The organism is Flavobacterium sp. CECT 9288 (assembly GCF_918731615.1).
GTDB lineage: Bacteria > Bacteroidota > Bacteroidia > Flavobacteriales > Flavobacteriaceae > Flavobacterium.
Genome location: NZ_OU957226.1, coordinates 3644430 through 3667128, shown reverse-complemented (window position 1 = coordinate 3667128; position 22699 = coordinate 3644430). Strand labels below are relative to the sequence as shown.

Genomic DNA, 22699 nt, shown 5'->3' with positions numbered 1-22699 from the left:
TTATTTATCGTGTAGAATTATTGTATTGTTTTTGCAATCATCAATTAACTGATCTACTTTTTCTTTAGTCAAATGTTCCTTGTAAAAATCACCCAACTGCATCATTGGAGCATATCCACAAGCACCTAAACACTCAACTCCTCGAACTTCGAATAAACCGTCTGCTGTAGGCTCTCCTACCTTTACACCTAATTTTTCGCAAGTGTAATCCATTAAGTCCTCTACTCCATTCAAACAACAAGGTGATGTTTGGCAAAATTCAAACATGTATTTACCAACTGGTCGACGATTGAACATCGTATAAAATGAAACCACTTCATACACCTCAACCGGTTTTATCGAAAGAATTTCAGCAACCTTGTCTTGCAATTCAATACTCAACCAATCATTGTGAGCATCTTGAACTTCATGCAAAACAGGAAGTAAAGCTGATTTTTGTTTGCCCTCTGGATAATGACTTATTAGCTCGTTGATGCGAGTCATCAAGGCTTCAGTCATATTTATTTCTTGTTTGTACTGTGTTCTTTCCATTTTAAATATTTTAAATTTTGAATTATAAACTTTAAATGTTTTGAATACTTTATAATTTAAAATTCATCATTTATAATTTCACTATGCGTCTAACTCTCCCGCAATTACATTTAAACTCGACAAAATAACAATCGCATCAGATAGTAACGAACCTTTAATCATTTCTGGATACGCTTGGTAGTAAATAAAACAAGGTCTACGGAAATGCAAACGGTATGGAGTTCTACTTCCGTCAGTTACCAAATAAAAACCAACTTCGCCATTTCCTCCTTCAACAGGGTGGTAAATTTCGGCTACTGGTACTGGAACCTCACCCATAACAATCTTAAAGTGATAGATTAAAGATTCCATGTTGTTATATACATCTTCTTTTGGAGGCAAGTAATAATCTGGTACATCAGCATGGTATTCGTTTCCGGCTGGCATTTTATCCAAGGCTTGACGAATAATGCTTAAACTCTCCCAAACCTCGGCATTACGAACACAAAAACGATCGTAAGTATCACCTGATTTCCCTACTGGAACGATGAAATCAAAGTCTTCGTAAGAAGAATAAGGTTGTGCAACACGTACATCATAATCTACACCAGCTGCACGCAAGTTAGGACCTGTAAAACCATAAGCCATTGCTTGTTCTGCAGTGATCGCACCAACATTAACGGTACGGTCAATAAAAATTCTATTTCTTTCAAAAAGGTTTTCGAACTCTTTCCAAGCAACTGGAAATTCTTCTAAAAACACATCTAATTTTCTAAAAGCTTCTGGAGACCAATCTCTTTCGAAACCACCAATACGACCCATATTTGTTGTCAAACGAGCACCACAAATTTCTTCGTAAATTTCATATACTTTTTCTCTAAATTGAAAAACATATAAGAAACCTGTATAAGCTCCAGTATCAACTCCTAAGATCGAGTTACAAATAATATGATCGGTAATTCTAGCCAATTCCATGACAATAACTCTTAAATATTGCGCTCTTTTTGGCACTTCAATATCGAGTAATTTTTCAAGAGTCATCCACCAACCCATGTTATTTATAGGAGATGAACAGTAGTTCATTCTATCCGTTAATGGAGTAATTTGGTAAAAAGGTCGGTTTTCAGCAATTTTTTCAAATGCTCTGTGAATGTATCCAATTGTTGGCTCAGCTTCAAGGATACGCTCACCATCCATCAACAAGATATTTTGAAAAATACCGTGTGTTGCAGGGTGCGTAGGACCTAAATTTAGAATCGAAAGTTCGCTACCATCTTCATTTAACTGCTCTGCAATTCTTTTGGCATAACGATGCTCTGGTGGTAATAATAGTTCTGACATTTATTTAATGTGAAAAATTATAAAAGTGTGCTTTTTTAATAATTATCGGTTGTTCTTCCAAAGAAACGATCGTCTTTATCTGTCCTTCCGCTATCTTCCATTGGAAACTCTTTTCGCATAGGGAATGAAATCATTTCATCCATATTCAAAATTCGTTTCAACTGTGGATGTCCTATGAAATTGATTCCGTAAAAATCATAAGTTTCTCTTTCCATCCAGTTAGAACTTAAAAAAATGTTTGAAATCGTTTTAATTTCTGGTTTCTCGCCGTTAAGATATGCTTTGATTCTGATTCTTTTATTTTCGTACCAATTGTGCAAATGGTACACAACTGCAAACTGATGATCTTCATCATTATCAGGATAATGGATTCCGCATAAATCAGTTAAAAAATGAAAACGTAATGTAGGATCGTTTTTTAAAAATAAAATAACGGCTGTAATCGTTTCAGCATTTACTTCAAATGAAAAAATATCTTTTTCTTGTTTGAATTCAAAAACAGCCTCTTGAAAAGTTTCGACTAATTTTTCTTGTATTTGTATCGTTTCTAGCGCCATTATTTATTTGATATTATAGGAAGCTAATAATTCTTGGTATTCAGGAGAACTTCTTCTTCTTACAGATTCTGTTTTTACCAATTCTTGCAATCTCATTACTCCATCAACAATTTGTTCTGGTCTTGGAGGACATCCAGGAACATAAACATCTACAGGAATTACTTTATCAATTCCTTGTAAAACAGAATAGGTATCAAAAATTCCACCTGATGATGCACAAGCTCCAACTGCAATTACCCAACGAGGCTCTGACATTTGTTCATAAACTTGACGCAATATAGGAGCCATTTTCTTTGAAATTGTTCCCATCACAAGCAACATATCAGCTTGACGTGGAGAAAAACTCACTCGCTCTGATCCAAAACGTGCTAAATCATAATGCGATGCCATTGTTGCCATAAACTCTATACCACAGCAAGAAGTAGCAAATGGCAACGGCCAAAGCGAATTTGCTCTAGCTAAGCCTACTACATCATTAAGTTTTGTAGCAAAAAACCCTTCACCAACAACACCTTCTGGAGGGGCAACCATACTTACATTTGAATTACTCATCTTTGTAAAATTATGAATTATGAATTATGAAGTATGAGTTCACAATTTAAATTTTAAAAACATTCTTTTATAATACTTTAGAAATTGAAATCTTTACAATTCGTTATTTCTAATTCCTAATTAATCTTTATTCCCACTCTAGGGCTTTCTTTTTTATGATATAGAAAAAACCAACTAGAAGCAACATCATAAAAATGATCATCTTCACCATTCCTTCCATTCCCAATTCTTTAAAGTTGATTGCCCATGGATACAAGAAAATAACTTCTACATCAAACAAAACAAAAAGTATGGCTACAAGGAAATATTTAACTGAAAACGGAATCCTAGCATTACCAACGGATTCTATACCACATTCAAAATTTTTATCTTTAACCTCAGACGATCTTTTAGGACCTAATTTTCCAGAAACTAGAATAGTTCCTACAACAAAACCTACAGCTAAAAGGAACTGCATTAAAATAGGAATGTAATTTAATTGATCTGATTGCATATTATGTTTTTTATGTATGAGAATAAGCAACAAAGATAACTTTCAAATTATTAAATAACAATAATTTTTTTAAAATACATGCGAGCTACATCGTTGTAAATTTGCAATTTTTATTAATTATAAATAAGGAGTGTTCTTTTATTTTTTGAGGAAGCTGAGATGAAAATTTAAAACTAAAGTAGACACCTTATATCTTGAAATTTTCATTACTAGTACTTTATCCCATAAAAAAAACGTCCCGATATTCTCGGGACGTTTTTAAACTTTCGTAGGCAAAAAAAAATATTTTTATGCTTAGATCACTGCTACTTTCGCAGCAACTTTTCCTTTTCTTCCTTCTTCTTCTTCATAGCTAACTCTGTCACCTTCGCGCAATTCTTCCGCGTTGATTCCTGAAGCGTGAACGAAAATGTCTTTTCCTGTTTCTTCGTCTGTAATGAATCCGTAACCTTTAGACTCATTGAAAAATTTTACTGTACCTGTACGCATTGTAATTGTAATAATAATTTATAATGTAGCAAATGTAATATTTAATACAATACGAAATGCGTTCTTATGTTTTTATTTTGTAAAAATATTGATATTCAACGTTTTCTAACAATATCAAGACATCCTAAGGCTAAGCTAATTTAATATGTAATTCTTTCAACTGTGAATCATCAATTACTGACGGCGCATCAATCATGACATCTCTTCCCGAATTATTCTTAGGAAATGCGATGAAATCTCGTATAGTTTCCTGTCCACCTAATATAGCGACAAGCCTGTCTAAACCAAAAGCCAATCCACCATGAGGAGGTGCACCAAACTGAAATGCGTCCATTAAGAAACCAAATTGCGCCTTAGCTTCTTCCTCAGTAAAACCTAAATATTTGAACATTAACTGCTGTGTAGCTTTGTCATGGATACGGATAGATCCACCACCAATTTCGTTACCATTCAAAACCATATCATAAGCATTTGCTCGTACTTGCCCTGGATTAGTTTCTAGCAAGTGCATATCCTCTGGTTTTGGAGATGTAAACGGATGGTGCATAGCATGGTATCGACCACTTTCCTCATCAAATTCTAACAAAGGAAAATCAACTACCCAAAGCGGAGCAAACTCATCTGGCTTACGCAATCCAAGACGTGTAGCAAGCTCCATACGCAAAGCTGATAATTGTGTTCTTGTTTTATCTGCTGGACCTGATAATACAAAGATCATATCTCCTGGTTTTGCGTCAGTAATTTTGGCCCACTGCGATAAATCTTCCTGATCATAAAACTTATCCACCGATGATTTAAAAGTTCCATCAGCTTCACACTTTACATAAACCATTCCAGATGCACCAACTTGCGGACGCTTAACCCAGTCAATTAAGGCATCTATTTCTTTTCTTGTGTAAGCTGCACAATTTGGAGCAGCAATTCCAACTACCAATTCAGCTGCATTGAAAACTGGAAATTCTTTGTGCTGCGCTACTTCGTTTAACTCCCCAAACTGCATTCCGAAACGAATGTCTGGTTTGTCGTTACCGTATGTTTTCATGGCGTAATCGTAGGTAATTCTTGGGAATTTTTCTACTTCTATACCTTTTATTTCTTTTAATAAATGACGTGTTAATCCTTCAAAAACATTTAAGATATCTTCTTGTTCAACAAATGCCATCTCACAATCAATTTGTGTAAACTCAGGTTGTCTATCTGCGCGAAGGTCCTCGTCACGGAAACATTTTACAATTTGAAAATATTTATCCATACCACCCACCATTAACAATTGCTTGAACGTTTGCGGAGATTGTGGCAAAGCATAAAACTGTCCTTCGTTCATACGAGAAGGCACTACAAAATCTCTAGCTCCTTCTGGCGTAGACTTTATTAAATAAGGTGTTTCCACCTCACAAAAATCTAAATCCGAAAGATACTTACGCACTTCCATAGCTACTTTGTGACGAAAAAGTAAGCTGTTTTTTACAGGATTACGTCTGATGTCTAAGTAACGGTACTTCATTCGAATGTCTTCTCCGCCATCCGTTTCATCTTCAATAGTGAAAGGAGGAGTTAAAGCTGCGTTTAGAATTGTTAATTCGGTTACAAGAATTTCTATTTCACCAGTAGGGATATTTTTATTCTTAGCTTCACGCTCAATAACAGTTCCTTTAACCTGAATTACAAATTCACGGCCAAGAGTTTTTGCTAATTCAAAAACAGATTTTTCAGTACGACTTTCGTCAAAAATTAATTGTGTTATTCCATAACGGTCTCTTAAATCGACCCAATTCATAAACCCTTTATCACGTGATTTTTGAACCCAACCCGCAAGAGTTACATTATTACCAGTATGCGAGGCATTTAACTCGCCACAATTATGACTTCTATACATCTTCAAAATTTTAGTTTGTTTTGTCCTTAGACTTGTGTGCAAATTTAGGACTAATTATGAATAATGAATTGTGAAATAAGAATTTTTAGCAATAGGATTTTTAAACCTTTTGAGTTCAAATGTTAAATTTTAGTTCAATGTTACCAAATTGTTAACATAAAGTTTTTTTATTGTAAAATACTTTTTATCTTTGTTAAGCTAATATGAATTTTAAAACCCCCACATCATGAAAAAATATATCATCTTTGCCGTATTACTGTTTACAGGAATCGCATCAGCTCAAGAAAGTAATCCAAAACTAGAAGCCATTGGAGAATTAGTAAAAACAACTTACTACTTTGAAAATGGAAAAGTTCAACAAGAAGGATTTTTCAAAAACGGAAAATTAGAAGGGATTTGGACTTCATTTGACGAAAACGGAAACAAACTAAGTGTTGCTACTTATGCAAATGGAGAAAAAATTGGAAAATGGCTTTTTTGGAATGGAAACAAACTAAATGAAGTTGAATATTCAAACAGTAGAATTGCATCTGTTAAAACTTGGAAACAAGACGCCCTAGTTAACAATTAATTCGTTTTTATAAAGGTTAAAAAAAAGCTTTCGATTTACTCGAAAGCTTTTTTTTTGATTTAGAATTAGTACCAAATTGTAAGGTAATTTCAAATAAAGTTCATTAGATCTAATTTATTAATCAAAATGAACCTCATCAAGATATGAAAACCCTGCTCTGAAGATATCTTTTTAAAATTCAGAGGAGGTTATCGCTTACCAAAAAATAGTATAAAACGCTGCTATCAGAGATAATACCACCAACATCCCAACTATAAAACCAGGTGACATTTTAAACATGGTACGGTCTATTTCTAAACCATTTGTTTTAACTCCGCGCGCAGTTTCATACATGCTTATGGCGTACATGCCAACGATACAAATCAAGAACACAAATCCCATACGGTCAATAAAAGGAATTTCAAAAATACCATCTGCATTTGGAACCGCAAATCCCGTTGAATGTAAAAATGACAAATCAACAACAGCTGGCATAAATTTGAAAGCAAGCGACAATAAGAAACCACCAATGGTTGCAAACAAAGCCGCATTTGAAGTTGTTTTCTTCCAGAAGAAACCAAGAATAAACATGGCAAAAACTCCAGGACTCACAAAACCTGTATACTCTTGAATATATTGAAATCCTCCTTTTTTATCAATTCCTAAAAATGGAGCCACAACTACAGCAATAAGCATAGCAACTACAATTGCTTTTTTACCAATGCTAACAAGTTTCTTCTCATCGGCATCAACGTTTAATTTGGTTTTGTAAATATCTAATGTAAAAATAGTCGCAATACTATTCGCTTTTCCAGCTAACGAAGCTACAATTGCAGCAGTAAGTGCAGCAAAAGAAAGCCCTTTTAAACCTACTGGTAATAAATTTAACAACACTGGATAAGCACGATCTGGATTTACGGTTCCATCTTGAAGCATTTCGGTTCCAAAATGCCCATTTTGATATAATACAAAGGCTGCTATTCCGGGTAATACTACAATTATTGGCATTAATAATTTCAAAAATGCAGCAAATAAAATTCCGTTTCTAGCCGTTTTAAGATCAGCTCCTAATGCACGTTGCGTAATATACTGGTTACAACCCCAATAATTAAGATTAATGATTAACATTCCTCCAATCAAAACAGACAGACCTGGTAAATCCATATAATTCGGGTTCGTTTTTTTAAAAATCATATGAAAATGGTCGTTTGCCTCGGTAGTCATAAGGTTAAAACCATTAATAACTCCTGTTGTACCAAACTCTTCGGCAACTAAATTCAAGGCTAAATAAGTCGTTACCAATCCTCCTAATATCAAGAAGAAAACTTGGATCACATCAGTATAGCCTATTACCTTCATACCGCCGAGCGTAATCATTACTGCAAAAAAAGCTAAGAAAATCATACACAAAGTAATATCAAGACCAGAAATGCTACTAATTGCCAGAGCCCCTAAATACAATATTGAGGTAAGATTGACTAAAACATATAATAGCAACCAAAACACGGCCATAATCATGGCTACATTGCTATTATACCTTTGATTCAAATACTGAGGCATTGTGAAAATTTTGTTTTTCAAATACACTGGAATAAAGAAAACAGCAACAATAATCAACGTAAAAGCCGCCATCCACTCGTAAGTTGCAATAGCTAGCCCCATCTTGAAACCACTACCACTCATTCCTATAAATTGCTCCGCACTAATATTACTGGCAATTAATGATGCACCAATGGCCCACCAAGTCAAGGATCCTTCGGCTAAGAAATAATCCTTACTGCTGGTTTCTTCTTTCTTTTTCTTTTTATAAATCCAAATTCCATACCCTACAATCAGGATGAAATAACACAAAAAGACAATATAATCTTGGGTGGCTAATGTTTGCATGGGTTAAATTTTTTAGTTTTGGATAACAGATTTATAATGAATATTTGATTGACATTTTAATACCTCAGCACTTTTCTCTGGAGTAATATCACGCTGTGACTCGCCCATCATTTCGTAACCTACCATAAATTTCTTTACTGCGGCAGAGCGTAACAAAGGCGGATAAAAATGCATGTGAAAATGCCATGCTGGATGTTCTTGACCATCAGTAGGCGCTTGATGAATTCCCGAAGAATACGGAAATGAGGTTTCAAAAAGATTATCGTATTTGGTGGTTAATTGTTTTAAAATAACAGCAAAATCTGTAACCTCAGCTGAAGTAAAATCAGTGATTTTGGACACGCTACGTTTACTCACAATCATGGTCTCGTAAGGCCAAATTGCCCAAAAAGGTACCAAAGCTACAAAATGCTCATTCTCGATCACGATGCGCTCTTGCACCTTCAATTCTTCTTGAACATAATCTTGCAATAAGGTTCGGCCTTGTTGCTCATAATACTGCTTCAAGCTATTATGTGTTTTTTCAACTTGCGTAGGCAAAGACGATTGCGCCCAAATTTGACCGTGTGGATGCGGATTACTACAGCCCATCACACTGCCTTTGTTTTCAAAAATTTGAACATGATTAATATAATCTATAGCGCCCAAAGTGGTGTATTCTTTTTGCCAAGTCGCTACAATATTCTCGATATTCTCGACCTCTATTTGAGGTAAAGTCAAATCGTGTCTTGGTGAAAAACAAACCACTCTAGAAATGCCTCGTTCTGGTTTTGCTTTAAAAAAAGTAGGGGTATTATTTTCTTCAAAAGCAATAGGTTCTTGTTTTAGCGCAGCAAAATCATTTTCAAAAACATAACAAGAATCGTAGTTAGGATTCACTTCGCCATTAGCACGCACATTACCTGGGCACAAGTAACATTCGGGGTCGTAGTCAGGTAATTGAACAACTGAAATGTTTTCTTTTTGGCCCTGCCAAGGCCTTTTGGAACGATGGGGCGAAACCAAAACCCATTCGTTGATTAAGGGATTAAAACGCCTATGAGGATCTTCGTTGATATCAAAATTTTTCATCTTAATTTGCATTATATAAGGATGTACCGTTTCCGATTTTCACATCATAAATTTTCAATTCAATGTTCCATTTTTCTAGGTACAATTGGGCAAATTTTTGTTTTACAGCTTCTTCATTTCCTTTTTTAATCAAGTTGATGGTGCAACCTCCAAAACCACCACCCATCAATCGGGAACCTATTACTGAATCTTCGGCTAAGGCCAATTCGACCAAGTAATCCAACTCGGGGCAGCTCACTTCATATTCTCTAGACAAACCATCGTGTGTTTCAAAAAGTAACTGCCCCAAAAGCTCAATATTTCCAGCATCCAAAGCTTCGCAGGCTTTAGACACACGAGCAATTTCTTTTACTACATAATACACGCGTGTAAAAACAACAGCATCCATTTTGTCTTTCAAAGTCAACAATTGCGTTTCGGTACAATTTCTGAAACTATTAATTTCAGGAAAATTAGCTTTAATAATCGCCAAACCTTCCTCACATTCTTCTCTTCTTTTGTTATACGCGGATGTAAACAAGGAATGCTTCACATTACTATCGAACAACACCAAAGCATAGTCTTTAAAATCAGCGTTATGGTACTCAAATTCTAAGGTATTGCAATCCAATTTGATAACCTTATTTTCTAGTCCGTGCACACTGGCAAATTGGTCCATAATACCACAATTGATTCCCACCCAATGTTCTGCCTTTTGGCTCATCAAAGCGCGATTTTGTTGGCTAATGTCTAGATTGAAAAGTGATTGCATTCCGAAAAGGAAACCACATTCTAAAGCAGCCGAAGACGACAATCCAGAACCTACAGGAATATTGCTACTAAATACGCAATTGACTCCACTACAATCAAATCCATTGTCTTGTAACTGTTTCAAAACCCCTAAAATGTAATTGTTCCAAACGGTTGAACTGAGTTGAATGCTTTGCGACAAATCGATTTCGAATTCTTGATTCAAATCGATAGCCACAATTCGAGAAGTAGTGGTGTTGCTTTTTTCGAAAGCAAAGCAAATAATCTTATCTATAGCAGCAGGCAGTACATAGCCATCGTTGTAATCTACGTGTTCCCCAATGATGTTAATTCTTCCTGGAGAAAGCACTATTTTTTCGGGTGCATTACCAAATGTTTCCTGAAAAAAAGCGGTCGTTTTTTGTATTAATGAATCATTCATTATTCTTAAAATTATTAAAGTGTTGCATCGCAAAAACTCGCTTTAATGTCTTTGCAATAATTTTGTATTTGAAATATGATAAGGAGGCATACCTCTTGTTTATCTATTTATTTCTTTGCTTCCAAAGTCAATTTACCTGTCTTTAATCCAGCTCCGTTAACTTCTAATTGGATGGCTCCATCGGTAGTTTTCGATCGTACTAGTACAACCAATTTTCCGCTAAACAATTTCATCGTGTCTTTATGGAACATCTCGAGTGAAGTCGCATCTCCATTACAAGCGGCGCGATACGTACCCGCTCCAGACACTTTAAATTTCAACTGGTTCGTTGCTGTTGGACAAGGAACTCCATTTTTATCCACTACAGAAACCGTCACAAACGAAATATCCTCGCCATCGGCTGTGATGGTTTTTCGATCTGCATCCAAAACAATCTGGTACGGTTGACCTGCCGTTTGAATTTCCTTCTCTTCAGCCACTTTGCCATTGTCATCATAAGCTACGACTTTTACCGTTCCTGGTTCATATTTTACATCCATCCACATCAAGCGGTAACGGTTTTGCGGCGTGTTCTTGTTTTTGGTTTGTACGCCCATACTTTTGCCATTGATAAAAAGTTCAGCACTGTTGTAACTGGTGTACACAAAAACAGGAGTTGTTTGTCCTTCACGACCTTCCCAATTCCAATGGGGTAAGATGTGTAGCGTAGTTGCCTTGGTGTTCCAACGGCTTCGGTACAAATAATAACGGTCTTTCGGTAAGCCTGCTAAATCGTTAATTCCGAAATAAGAACTACGAGACGGCCAGCTTTCGTCATAAGGTGTCGGTTCGCCCAAATAATCAAATCCTGTCCAAACGAATTCACCAATTACCCAAGGTTTATCATCCTGAAGTACGAAATCTTCATCGGGAACATTGGACCAACTACAGGCTTCCAAATCATACGATGAAGATTGAAAGTCTGGATACTGCTTCATTTTTTCTTGCACGACAGGAAATTTGTAAATCCCTCTAGAACTCACCGTTGAAGCAGTTTCGGAACCCAAAATGAATCCTTGTGGGAATTTTTTGAATGCCTCATCATACAAATGCACGCGATAATTCAATCCTGGAATATCCAACAAAGCTCCAAAACCAGACTCCATAGTCGCTTTTACTTGATCCATTCCTACGGTTACAGGACGCGTTGGGTCTTCTCTATGAAAAATCTCCTGCAACCATTTGGCTCGTTTTACACCCGCTTCTCCCCACTGATCTGGGACTTCATTTCCTGAACTCCACATCACAATAGAAGGATGATTTCGTGTCGCTTGCACCAAATTCACAATGTCTTTTTCGGCATATTCGTCAAAAAAGCGGTGGTAGCCGTTTTCTACTTTTGGTAAAACCCATTCGTCGAAACTCTCTGCCAAAAACAAAAAGCCCATTTCGTCTGCCAACTCCAATTGCTCGAAAGAAGGCATATTGTGCGAACTGCGAATGGCATTGCATCCCATATCTTTTAAAATGGTCAACTGTCTACGCAAAGCGGCTTTGTTTACCGCAGCACCAAGAGGTCCCAAATCGTGATGCAAACAAACCCCTTTGAATTTGGTCACTTTTCCATTAAGACTAAATCCTTTATTGGCTTCATACTTTATTTCTCGGATTCCAAAACGGGTGGTAAGCTCGTCTTTCAATTCATTGCCAACATACAATTGAGCAACCGCTTTGTACAAATAAGGAGTTTCTGGACTCCACAATTTTGGATTCTCTACTTTTAAATTTTGATCGAACTCTTTTCCGAAGCGTAAGGAAGATTCCTCTGCACTTATTTTGTGTCCTTCGGCATCAAAAATGGTGGTCACCAAACGCGTGTTTTCGCCTGAGGCTTTGGTCTTAATATTCACTTTGGCCACGGCATCACTAATAAAAGGTGTCGTTATAAATTGCCCCCATTGGTCAATGCTTTCATTGTTCTTAATAATAACACTTACTTTTCGATACAAACCAGCTCCGGGATACCAACGGGAGGCAAATTCTTTATTGGATAATTTTACAGCTAATGTATTGTCTCCTTCTTGAATAAATTGAGAAACATCAAAATAAAAATAACTATAGCCATACGCCCATTCTCCCACTTTTTTCCCATTCAAATACACTTGAGGTTCGCTCATAGCGCCTTCATAAAGCAATAGTATCTTTTTTCCTTTGGCATCTTTTGGCAAAGTAAAAGTATTGCGATACCACGCGGTGCCAATATGTGGTAAGGCTCCGGTTCTTCCTGTTTTTTCGGTAGCTACATTTTCTCCATTTTGAATAATGGCTACATTTTGTATGTCCACTTTTTTATCAAAAGGACCATAAATTGCCCAGTCGTGTGGCACAGTAACCGATTCCCATTTCGAGTCGTTGAAGTTGGCATTAAAAGCGTCTTCAAAATTTCCTTTTTGAAATTTCCAATGAGTATCCAATACCTTTACCACTCGGGCTTGAGAAAAAACTATGGCGGTGAAGGCTATAAAAACCAACAAAAAAGAGAGTGTTTTTTTCATTTATACAACATATTTTTGAACTATATAAGGCATTTAAGGCCATATAAGGTTTTTATTTCAATCTATAGAGTTTCCTCATTTCTAACATTCAGAAATATGGTTTACTTATTTCGTTTTTATTCTGAATCCAATTCATTATTCTTTAAAAGCATCCAATGCTGGTGAAGGTTTTCCGTCTTGTTGCCAAGCACTCAAGCCATAACCACTCCAAGATTTGGCTCCTTGCGGCTCCCAATACAAAACGCCCAAGCCTTTATGATTAGGAACGGCTCTTACGGCTTTGATCGTAGCAACTAGAAGTTCTTTGGTGTTTTGTACTTGTTCATCAACACCGCCAACTTCTACCACCATTACCTCTTTCTGATAACGAGAAGCCATATCGTTTAGGTTTTTTTGTAAATCGGCTATGGTTTCTGAATAGTCTTTCTTGATCCAAAATGGATAGTAAGACAGACCAATAACGTCATACTTTACTTGATGTTCAGTAGCTTTATCAAAAAACCAACGGAATTTTTCGTTGTTGTTTCCCTCATCTACGTGCACAATTACTTTGATTTTGTCATTCACAGCTTTGGTCGCTTCGTAACCTTTATTCAATAATTGCGCTAGTTGAGCCAAATTGTTCGTACTCCCATCAGGCCAAAGCATTCCGCCTGGAATTTCATTCCCCACCTGAACCCATTCTGGAGTAACACCTGCTTTTTTTAAAGCGGTCAACACATCAAATGTATGTTCATAGACTTTATTTTGTAACGCATCGAATGATAAATTGGCCCAAGCAGCAGGTTTGGCTTGTTTGGCTGGATCGGCCCAAGTATCGCTATAATGAAAATCAATCATAATGCGCATTTTGGCTTTTTGAGCACGCAAGGCCATAGCTACTGTTTCTTCCTTACTGCAATGACCACTGGCTTTGTCTTGACTTGGATTGACAAACACACGCAAACGAATGGTATTCATACCGCGTTCTTTTAGCAATTGCAAACAATCTTTTTCCTTTCCGTCGGCATCATAAAAACGGTAACCAGTGGCTTCCATTTGAGGTAACCAACTCACGTCTGCCCCTTTGGCGAAAGCCAATTTATTTTTCTTTTGTCCCAAAGCGATAGTGGTACTACTTATAAAAAGAAGCAGTAACACTAATCTTTGAAAAATTCTAACAGTGGCAATCATGACTAATTGGTAAAGGCTTGTAAAACCGGCAATGATTTATTAGAAAAATCATAGAATGCTTGGTTTTCGAAAGTAGAACCATTGGTAGCTTTGTCGCCTTTAAAAGAAACCCATTCGCCTCCCCAATACGCAAACCCTTGTCCGTAAGTAGAGGATTTTACCAAATCTTTAATCGCCAAAACAAAACTCTTTTGACCTTCGGGAGTCGCAGGAAATCCAGATATTAATTGTGATTCTAGACCCATAATATTATTTGTCCAGTCATTCCAACTTAAGGTAAAAGGATAAGCAGTTTCTGCAATGATAACTTTTTTAGAAAAGTTTTTTCCCAAGGCATCAATGGTCGTTTTTACCGCAGCCATATCTTTCCCATGCCAAATAGGGTAATATGACAAACCGATATAATCATAATCAACACTTTTTACTTTATTAAAAAACCAATTAGTATCTGTAGCCGAAACGCCTGCATAGTGAATCATAAGTTTGGTACTTGGCGCTTTGCTTCGAATGGTGGCACTCGCTGTTTTTAACAAATCTATACATTGTGCTTCTTGATTGATTAAATGCCCTTGAGGCCAAAGCAATCCGGTATTGATTTCGTTCCCGATTTGAATAATATCTGGATTAATTTCGGTCAAAATAGTTGTGGTGTAAGTGACTACCGCAGCTTTTAAATCGGTAAAAGATAAGTTTTTCCAAGAAGCTGGAGTGGTTTGAACCGCAGGATCAGCCCAATCGTCAGAAAAGTGAACAGTTAACCAAACTTTTAAGCCCGCTTGTTTTACGCGCTGCGCCAAAGCCTTTACCTCGGTCAATCCAGAATGTCCGTTGGCTGGATCTTTCCACAAACGAATTCTGATGGTATTACAACCAACACTTTTTAGTGTGGTTAACATGTCTTCTGTTTTTCCGTTGTTAGTGAAAATTACTCCCGCAGCTTCTATTTCTGGCAAATACGAAATATCAGCGGCTTTGATAAACTCCTCAGTAACCACAGGTGGTTTTGCAACAGGAGTTTCTGTAGCGCTACTGTCACCAGCATCAGAACAAGAAAAAACAAATATGACAAGCGAAAGCAATGCCGAGTTTTTAAAGTATTTTTTCATCTCAAAAAGATTTAAATTTATAAATAGTTTTATGGTAATATAGCTCGCCTTTTTTGAGAATCGCACTCGGGAAATGATCATGATTAGGAGCATCAGGGAAATTTTGAGTTTCAAAACAAATCCCACTAGTAGCGTGATATGCCGCGTTATCTTTCCCTTTTATTTGTCCAAAACAATTCCCGCCTACATATACATGTACAGCAGGTTGATTGGTGTAAACAGACATTCTTAATAATTTATCGCTGCTGTACAAAGAAGCAGCGTACTCTTTTTCTTTGTTTAAAACAAAAGTAGTATCTATTGTAGCGGGACAATTTCTGCTATTTGTAAAATCGAAAGGGCAATTAGCAACATTCAAAAATCGACCGGTGGGAATTCCTGAACTTGTGGTTTCTAATATTCTTTGTGAATTAACACGCATCTCCTGATCAGCAACAGAATTATGATGTCCATCTAGGTTAAAATAGCTGTGATGCGTTAGGTTTAAAATAGTGTCTTGTGATGCATGCGCCACATACTCTACTATCATTTCATTTTCATCGGTAAGCATATAAGTCACATCAACCACAACGTCTCCAGGAAAAAATTCTTCATTATGCTTACTGCAATAGGTGAACGTAACAGATGGATTTTTACCTTCTTTTTTACTCTTTAGTTTCCAGTTTCTCTGGCTCAGGCCAATGCTACCTCCGTGTAACGAATTTCCATTGTTGTTTTTATTTAACAAGTAAGATTTTCCACCAAGCTTGAATTCGGCATTACTTATCCTTCCTGCAAACCTTCCTACAATAGCACCAAAATAAGGAGCACTTGGCAAATCATAGGATTTTATATATTCCTCTAGGGTTTCAAAACCCAAAACTACGTCAACCAAATTACCATTTTTTAAAGGCACTTTTAAAGATGTAAGTGTAGCTCCATAACCCATCACCGTCATTTGCATTCCCTTACTGTTGACAAGTTCACAAATAGAGACCTCTTCACCATTAAGCATAGAACTAAATGATTTCAGTACAGAAACCGTATTAAAATGTGATATATGTTTTATTTTCATGAATAAATTATGAAATGTGAAAAACCAAAAGTAAAATAATTGTTAAGCATTACATACCAGTACCTACCAGTTTTTGTATATTGCGATTTGAAAAACACTTTTTACATGAAACTAATCAGCATTCAAAACAATAAAGGCATTCCTAAATACCAGCAAATCATAACCTCTATTGAAGTAGCCCTACAACAAGAATTATTACAAAAAGGAGACAGACTTCCATCAGTAAATAAAGTGCGTTTAGAATTCTCTTTGTCTAGAGATACCGTTTTACTTGCCTATGATGAGTTAAAGAAAAGAGGGATAATTTATGCCATTCCTGGCAAAGGGTATTATGTAAAAAGCGTTGAAATATCCATAAAACAAAAGATATTTTTACTCTTTGACGAATTAAACATTTTTAAAGAAGATTTGTACAATTCCTTTCTCGAAAACATAGGGACTACTGCTCAGGTTGATATTTTTTTTCATCATTTTAACGTTCCCGTTTTTCAAAAACTAATTCATGACAGCAACGGTAATTACACAAAATACATTATCATGCCAACCAATCTTGAAGAAGCTGCATCAATTATAAAAACCCTACCAGTTCAGGACGTTTATATTCTTGACCAAACAAATCCAGAATTATTGAACTATCCTGCAGTGTACCAAAATTTTGTAAAAGATATTTATGAAGGCCTATTAAAAGGAAAAGCAAAGCTGAACAAATACAAAAAACTAATTATGATTTTTCCGGGATTCCGTGAACCACTAGGAATGAAAATAGGCTTTGAAAAATTTTGCAACGATCACGCTTTTGAATATGAAATCATAACCGAGTTCAAAAATCGTGAGATTACAAAAGGAGAAGTATACATTATTCCCAGCGACCGAGACTTAGTAAGTGTCATAGAAAAAGCTAAACTTCAAAACTTACAATTGGGGAATGACTACGGAATCATTTCTTATAATGAAACCCCATTAAAAAAAGTGGTAGAAAACGGAATCACAACCATTTCAACCCATTTTGAAATGATGGGACAACTCTTAGCACAAATGATTCTAAAAGGTAAAAAAGAGCAAATAGAAAACAAAAGTGATTTGATATTGAGGAACTCGTTGTGATATAAAACAAAAAAACCGCTTCTTTCGAAGCGGTTTTTGTACCCGGAGCCGGAGTCGAACCGGCACGGTTTCCCACAGGTGTTTGAGACCAGCGCGTCTACCAATTCCGCCATCCGGGCTTAGCAGACAGAAACAACAACAGTTGCTTCACGCAATAAAGAAATATCTAGTGGTAACTATTTATCTTTTCCTTTAACACGGTGCAAATGTAAAAAAATTAATTAAATGTTCAACTAAAAATACTTAATTTTTTCCTTTCAGTGTTAAATATATTTTATAAATTTGCACCTCGTTAAAAAACGAAACACACAACTAACTACATCTTAGGCAAATAGATTTATTTTGAATTTAAGCAACAGCTAAAACAAAACTTTCTTGAAACCTAAGATAAAAACAACACACAATAATGTCACACCTAGAACCAGAAGCTAAAATATTTGCTTGTTCGCAAAGTGTTTATCTTGCTGAGAAAATAGCAAAAGAATACGGAATTCCTTTAGGAAAAATCACCATGTCAAAATACAGCGACGGTGAATTTCAACCTTCATACGAAGAGTCAATTAGAGGTTTACGCGTATTTATTGTTTGCTCTACTTTTCCAACAGCAGATAATTTAATGGAATTGTTACTAATGATTGATGCTGCAAAAAGAGCATCAGCCAGACACATAACAGCTGTAATTCCTTATTTTGGATGGGCAAGACAAGACAGAAAAGACAAGCCTAGAGTTCCGATAGGAGCTAAATTAGTAGCTAATTTATTAGATGCTGCGGGCGCAACAAGAGTAATGACCATGGATTTGCACGCTGATCAAATTCAAGGATTTTTTGAAAAACCAGTAGATCACCTTTTTGCATCTACTATCTTTTTACCTTACGTAAAAAGCTTAGGGCTTGACAATTTAACAATTGCTTCTCCTGACATGGGTGGTTCAAAAAGAGCTTATGCCTATTCTAAATTTTTAGAATCAGATGTGGTAATTTGCTACAAACAGAGAAAAGCTGCCAACGTGATTGACACAATGGAACTAATAGGAGAGGTTAAAGGTCGCAACGTCATTCTTGTAGATGATATGATTGATACCGGAGGCACTTTGGCGAAAGCCGCAGATTTAATGATTGAAAAAGGTGCTTTGAGCGTACGTGCTATATGTACACACGCCATTTTATCTGGCGATGCTTACGAGAAAATTGAAAACTCTAAGCTGAGCGAATTAATAGTTACCGATTCTATTCCGTTAAAGAAAGAGTCAAACAAAATAAGAGTGTTGAGCTGTGCTCCACTTTTTGCCGAAGTAATGCACATGGTTCACCATAACAATTCGATTAGCGGAAAGTTTATCATGTAACTAAAAGTACTTAGTACATAGTCCTTAGTCTAGCAGCAAAGAACTTGAGACTAACGGCTAAGGACTTAAAAAAAGAGTTTAATTAATAACTATAATAAATTTAGAATGAAATCGATTACAATTAAAGGATCAGAAAGAGAAAGCGTGGGCAAAGTAGCTACAAAAGCCTTACGTAATGCTGGAATGGTTCCTTGCGTATTATACGGAGGAAATCAAGCAGTTCATTTCTCAGCAGAAGTTATGGCTTTCAAAAACTTGATTTACACTCCAAACGCTCACACAGTTGAGATCGATCTTGGTAACGGAAAATCATACAACGCTGTACTTCAAGACATTCAAGTACACCCAGTATCTGACAAAATTTTACACATTGACTTCTTTCAAATCTTTGAAGACAAAGAAATTACTATTGAAGTTCCAGTAAAAGTTGTTGGAAAATCAAAAGGTGTTATGGCAGGTGGTGATTTACGTATGAACAACCGTAAATTAAAAGTAAGAGCACTTCCTAAAGATCTTCCGGATTTTGTTGAAGCTGACATTACTCCACTTGATATGGGTAACAAATTATATGTTACTAAAGTTCCTACGCCTAACTTTAAAATCATGCACCCAGACAACACAGTTATTTGTCAAGTGAAGATTTCTCGTGCGGCTATGAAAGCAGCTCAAGAGGCAGCAAAAGCAGCAAAAGCTCCTGCAAAAGGAAAGAAAAAATAATTTTTTTTCAATCATACATCAAAGCGTCAGTTGCAAAACTGGCGCTTTTTTTGCTTTTACTTTTTTAAGATACTTAAGAAGCAGCTAAAATACTTATACACATACCTTGTCCCGCTTTCCGTTGCAATCTTTTTGCACGCAAAAAAAGCGCGCAAAAAGGATTTTCACTACAATCGGGTCTAATACACACTAATTTTGCATCTCAGCCACAACCCACACAAACCTCTAAAATATCCACTACAGCATAGACATTTTATTGAATTAAGCTTACTTTTGCAGCATGATACAATGGATTCTAAATCTTTTCACAACCTCACAACCAGAGCATAATAGCAGTAGCATGAAGAAATTTTTAATAATAGGACTTGGTAACATTGGAGCTGAGTACGTAAATACAAGGCACAACATCGGTTTTAAAGTAGTAGACTTTTTAGCTAAAAAAGAAGGAATACAATTTGAAACGGTAAAACTAGGCGCTCTAGCCAAATACAGTTTTAAAGGGAAAGCGTTTTTCTTGCTAAAACCAAACACCTATATGAATTTGAGCGGTAAAGCCATTCAATACTGGATGGATAAAGAAAACATTCCACTTGAAAATATTTTAGTTATCACAGATGACCTTAACCTTCCATTTGGCACCATCAGAATTCGTCAAAAAGGGAGCGATGGTGGTCACAACGGCTTAAAAAATACTAGTTTAGTTTTGAACACACAAACCTATGCACGATTCAGATTTGGTATTAGCGACGAATTCAAAAAAGGAAAACAAGTTGATTATGTTCTAGGAGAATGGGAAACAGCTGAAAAAGAATTACTACCAGAACGATTAGAAATCGCTAGCGAAATCATTAAATCTTTTGGAACCGAAGGTATAGAAATTACAATGACAAAATACAACGGTAAATAAAGCACTTACATACTAGATAAATAAATTATTTTTTTATAATTTTATATCAAATTTTTACTAAACTTAAAGTTAGCGTGAATTTTCTTTAACTATTTTAGAAAAAAGATACAAAATTCCCTAATATAACAAGGTCCCAAACCTATGAAGAAAATTACCTACTTTTTATTTATTGCGCTCGGCTTATCTAACTTGGCAATTAGTCAAGAAAAAGTAACTGACGAAGGCTTCTTGTTCGGAAAAAGAAGAGCCGTTTTACAAAACGAAGTCATTCGTTGTGCAACTACCGAATATGAAGAATATCTCAAGCTAAAAGATCCTAAAAGATTATCAGACTCTGAGTTTGAAAAATGGCTTAAACCCGTAATAATTAAAGAAATAAGCGAGAAAAAAACAAGTACCTCTTTACAAAGAACATCGGCCGTTATTACAATCCCCGTTGTAGTTCACATAATTCATAACGGAGATAATATTGGTATCGATGAAAACATTTTTGATCAACAAGTAGCATCGCAAATTAGGGTACTTAATGAAGATTTTAGAAGAAGATCAGGAACACCAGGATTCAACTCAAATCCTGTAGGTGCTGATATTGAAATAGAATTTGCATTAGCAAAAAGAGACCCGCAAGGCATTTTGTCAAACGGAATAAATCGCGTTAATCTAGGCGAAGTAAGCTGGTCCACTACAGATATTGATGACATAGTAAAACCACAGACGATTTGGAATCCTGACAAGTATCTTAATATTTGGGTTGTAAATTTCACAAGAGCAAACTTGTTGGGCTATGCACAATTCCCAAGTAATTCTAGCTTACCAGGCTTAAGTCAGAATTCAAGCGTAGCAAATACCGATGGTGTTGTGCTAGGGTATAAATTCTTTGGATCAAGAGCCTATTTCCCAAATGGAACTTACGGATCCCCGTATGACGGAGGAAGAACAGCATCACATGAAGTAGGCCACTGGCTTGGTTTAAGACATATTTGGGGAGATGGCGGTTGTGACGTAGATGATTTTTGTGCAGACACACCTAATGCTGGTCAAGAAAATGAAGGCTGCCCAGTAAATATAGATTCATGTCCTGATTCCCCAGGATTAGACATGGTAGAAAATTATATGGATTATACTAATGATGGCTGTATGAATATCTTTACCCAAGATCAAAAATCTAGGATAATTTCCATAATGAATAATTCACCACGTAGAGCTTCCTTAAAAACATCAGATGCATTGACACCAGGAACAGTTTTTGCTAATGATGGCGCCATTAGAATTTCTAATCTCAATCTTACTACTTGCAATAATTCATTTGCTCCTACAATTGAAATAACCAATAAAGGAAACACAGCCTTAACAAGAGCTAGCATCCGTTTTGCCATAGACAATACTAGTTTTCAAACTGCAAATTTCACAGGCAATATCGCCCCAAATGCCACCCAATTAATTACACTAAGCACCTTAACAACTACCGCTGGAAATCATTCTTTCAATGTTACATTAGAAACTGTAAACAATACTACAGACCAGAAAAATTCTGATAATAGTGCGGCTAGCAATTTTAAAATTTCAAAAAGCTTTGCAGGAACAACCGTTACCTATAGATTACAAAGAGATAATTTTGGATCAGAAACAACTTGGAAACTTACTACCGCAGCAGGAGTCGTTTTGTATGAGGGCGGACCATACATGGACAACCCCGGAACAACAGCAAATCCCAACCCTGCATTACCTGAGCCCATTATTTTAAATTTTGAACTAGCTAATAACGCCTGTTACATTTTTACCATAGAAGACAGTGAAAGCGATGGCTTGTGTTGTGATTACGGCAGTGGCTCATATAGTTTAAATGCTACAAATGGCGAACTTATAGTATCTGGCGGAACTTCTTTTGATAAGGAAACAACCACATTTAGCATTGGTACACTTGGTGTGAATGATATCACAGAACCGGAAGGCATCGTGGTTTACCCAAACCCTACAAGTGACAGAATCACCATAAAACTATCAAAACCAGAGGACACACCAGAATCCTACACTATAATTAATACAGCAGGTCAGATAATTGAAACAAAGGAATTAGGTTTAGAAAATGACCTACAAATTTCGGTTTCTCACCTATCAGAAGGGTTATACTTTTTAAAACTTTCAAAAAAAGGAACACCATCTAAAACCATTCAGTTTATTAAGAAGTAAATAAATGATTTATGTCACAAAAAAGGGTTGAAGTTTTCAATCCTTTTTTAATTATATCAATAGGATACC

General features: G+C 36.1%; 20 protein-coding genes and 1 tRNA gene. 6 read left to right on the top strand and 15 right to left on the bottom strand.

The annotated features are described in order from the left end of the window. From LQ189_RS16130 to aspS, 7 genes are all read right to left on the bottom strand, one after another. On the bottom strand, positions 1–531 hold the full coding sequence (locus LQ189_RS16130) for an NAD(P)H-dependent oxidoreductase subunit E (RefSeq protein ID WP_210790725.1): 531 nt from the start codon (positions 529–531) through the stop codon (positions 1–3). Positions 532–612: 81 nt separating this feature from the next. Continuing rightward, positions 613–1851 carry an NADH-quinone oxidoreductase subunit D gene (locus tag LQ189_RS16125; RefSeq protein WP_230158574.1) on the bottom strand — a complete coding sequence of 413 codons (1239 nt, stop codon included), beginning with the start codon at positions 1849–1851 and terminating at the stop codon, positions 613–615. A gap of 35 nt (positions 1852–1886) precedes the next feature. Beyond that, positions 1887–2408: an NADH-quinone oxidoreductase subunit C gene (locus LQ189_RS16120; protein ID WP_086453178.1), complete on the bottom strand. Its 522-nt coding sequence runs from the start codon at positions 2406–2408 to the stop codon at positions 1887–1889. 3 nt (positions 2409–2411) lie between these two features. Further along, on the bottom strand, positions 2412–2960 hold the full coding sequence (locus LQ189_RS16115; protein ID WP_086453177.1) for an NADH-quinone oxidoreductase subunit B: 549 nt from the start codon (positions 2958–2960) through the stop codon (positions 2412–2414). Between the two features lie 127 nt (positions 2961–3087). Next, complete coding sequence (locus tag LQ189_RS16110; protein WP_230158573.1) at positions 3088–3453, bottom strand: NADH-quinone oxidoreductase subunit A; 366 nt, start codon at positions 3451–3453, stop codon at positions 3088–3090. A gap of 294 nt (positions 3454–3747) precedes the next feature. Beyond that, on the bottom strand, positions 3748–3942 hold the full coding sequence (locus tag LQ189_RS16105) for a cold-shock protein (protein ID WP_007137066.1): 195 nt from the start codon (positions 3940–3942) through the stop codon (positions 3748–3750). Positions 3943–4072: 130 nt separating this feature from the next. Further along, positions 4073–5818, bottom strand: a complete 1746-nt coding sequence (gene aspS, locus LQ189_RS16100) for an aspartate--tRNA ligase (protein ID WP_230158571.1) — start codon at positions 5816–5818, stop codon at positions 4073–4075. A 226-nt stretch (positions 5819–6044) separates the two neighbouring features. Between aspS and LQ189_RS16095 the strand changes: the two genes are divergently transcribed. Further along, on the top strand, positions 6045–6389 hold the full coding sequence (locus LQ189_RS16095; RefSeq protein ID WP_086453174.1) for a toxin-antitoxin system YwqK family antitoxin: 345 nt from the start codon (positions 6045–6047) through the stop codon (positions 6387–6389). 195 nt (positions 6390–6584) lie between these two features. Here the strand turns inward: LQ189_RS16095 and LQ189_RS16090 are convergent, their stop codons facing one another. From LQ189_RS16090 to LQ189_RS16060, 7 genes are all read right to left on the bottom strand, one after another. Continuing rightward, a complete protein-coding gene (locus LQ189_RS16090; protein WP_230158569.1) occupies positions 6585–8255 on the bottom strand; it encodes a sodium/sugar symporter in 1671 nt (556 codons plus the stop codon). Positions 8256–8267: 12 nt separating this feature from the next. After that, complete coding sequence (locus LQ189_RS16085; RefSeq protein ID WP_230158568.1) at positions 8268–9326, bottom strand: UDP-glucose--hexose-1-phosphate uridylyltransferase; 1059 nt, start codon at positions 9324–9326, stop codon at positions 8268–8270. 1 nt (position 9327) lies between these two features. Continuing rightward, positions 9328–10497 carry a galactokinase gene (galK, locus tag LQ189_RS16080; protein WP_230158567.1) on the bottom strand — a complete coding sequence of 390 codons (1170 nt, stop codon included), beginning with the start codon at positions 10495–10497 and terminating at the stop codon, positions 9328–9330. A gap of 107 nt (positions 10498–10604) precedes the next feature. Beyond that, positions 10605–13031, bottom strand: a complete 2427-nt coding sequence (locus LQ189_RS16075; protein WP_230158566.1) for a DUF4982 domain-containing protein — start codon at positions 13029–13031, stop codon at positions 10605–10607. A 135-nt stretch (positions 13032–13166) separates the two neighbouring features. Further along, positions 13167–14204, bottom strand: coding sequence for a glycosyl hydrolase 53 family protein (locus tag LQ189_RS16070; protein ID WP_230158565.1), 1038 nt, complete (start codon positions 14202–14204; stop codon positions 13167–13169). A 2-nt stretch (positions 14205–14206) separates the two neighbouring features. Continuing rightward, on the bottom strand, positions 14207–15310 hold the full coding sequence (locus LQ189_RS16065; protein WP_230158564.1) for a glycosyl hydrolase 53 family protein: 1104 nt from the start codon (positions 15308–15310) through the stop codon (positions 14207–14209). A gap of 1 nt (position 15311) precedes the next feature. Next, positions 15312–16364 carry an aldose epimerase family protein gene (locus LQ189_RS16060; protein WP_230158562.1) on the bottom strand — a complete coding sequence of 351 codons (1053 nt, stop codon included), beginning with the start codon at positions 16362–16364 and terminating at the stop codon, positions 15312–15314. Positions 16365–16469: 105 nt separating this feature from the next. Between LQ189_RS16060 and LQ189_RS16055 the strand changes: the two genes are divergently transcribed. Then, positions 16470–17468 carry a GntR family transcriptional regulator gene (locus tag LQ189_RS16055; protein ID WP_230158561.1) on the top strand — a complete coding sequence of 333 codons (999 nt, stop codon included), beginning with the start codon at positions 16470–16472 and terminating at the stop codon, positions 17466–17468. Between the two features lie 39 nt (positions 17469–17507). Here LQ189_RS16055 and LQ189_RS16050 read toward each other — a convergent pair. Then, positions 17508–17587: transfer RNA gene (locus LQ189_RS16050), tRNA-Leu, on the bottom strand. A 287-nt stretch (positions 17588–17874) separates the two neighbouring features. Here LQ189_RS16050 and LQ189_RS16045 point away from each other — a divergent pair. The 4 genes from LQ189_RS16045 (at position 17875) to LQ189_RS16030 (ending at position 22630) form a co-directional block, all read left to right on the top strand. Next, the gene (locus tag LQ189_RS16045; RefSeq protein ID WP_086453166.1) at positions 17875–18816 is read left to right on the top strand and encodes a ribose-phosphate pyrophosphokinase; all 942 of its coding nucleotides are present in this window, start codon (positions 17875–17877) and stop codon (positions 18814–18816) included. Between the two features lie 105 nt (positions 18817–18921). Further along, positions 18922–19533, top strand: a complete 612-nt coding sequence (locus LQ189_RS16040) for a 50S ribosomal protein L25/general stress protein Ctc (RefSeq protein ID WP_086453165.1) — start codon at positions 18922–18924, stop codon at positions 19531–19533. A gap of 280 nt (positions 19534–19813) precedes the next feature. After that, positions 19814–20440, top strand: coding sequence for an aminoacyl-tRNA hydrolase (gene pth / locus LQ189_RS16035; protein ID WP_230158560.1), 627 nt, complete (start codon positions 19814–19816; stop codon positions 20438–20440). Between the two features lie 141 nt (positions 20441–20581). Next, a complete protein-coding gene (locus LQ189_RS16030; RefSeq protein WP_230158559.1) occupies positions 20582–22630 on the top strand; it encodes a T9SS type A sorting domain-containing protein in 2049 nt (682 codons plus the stop codon). Positions 22631–22699 lie beyond the last annotated feature (69 nt).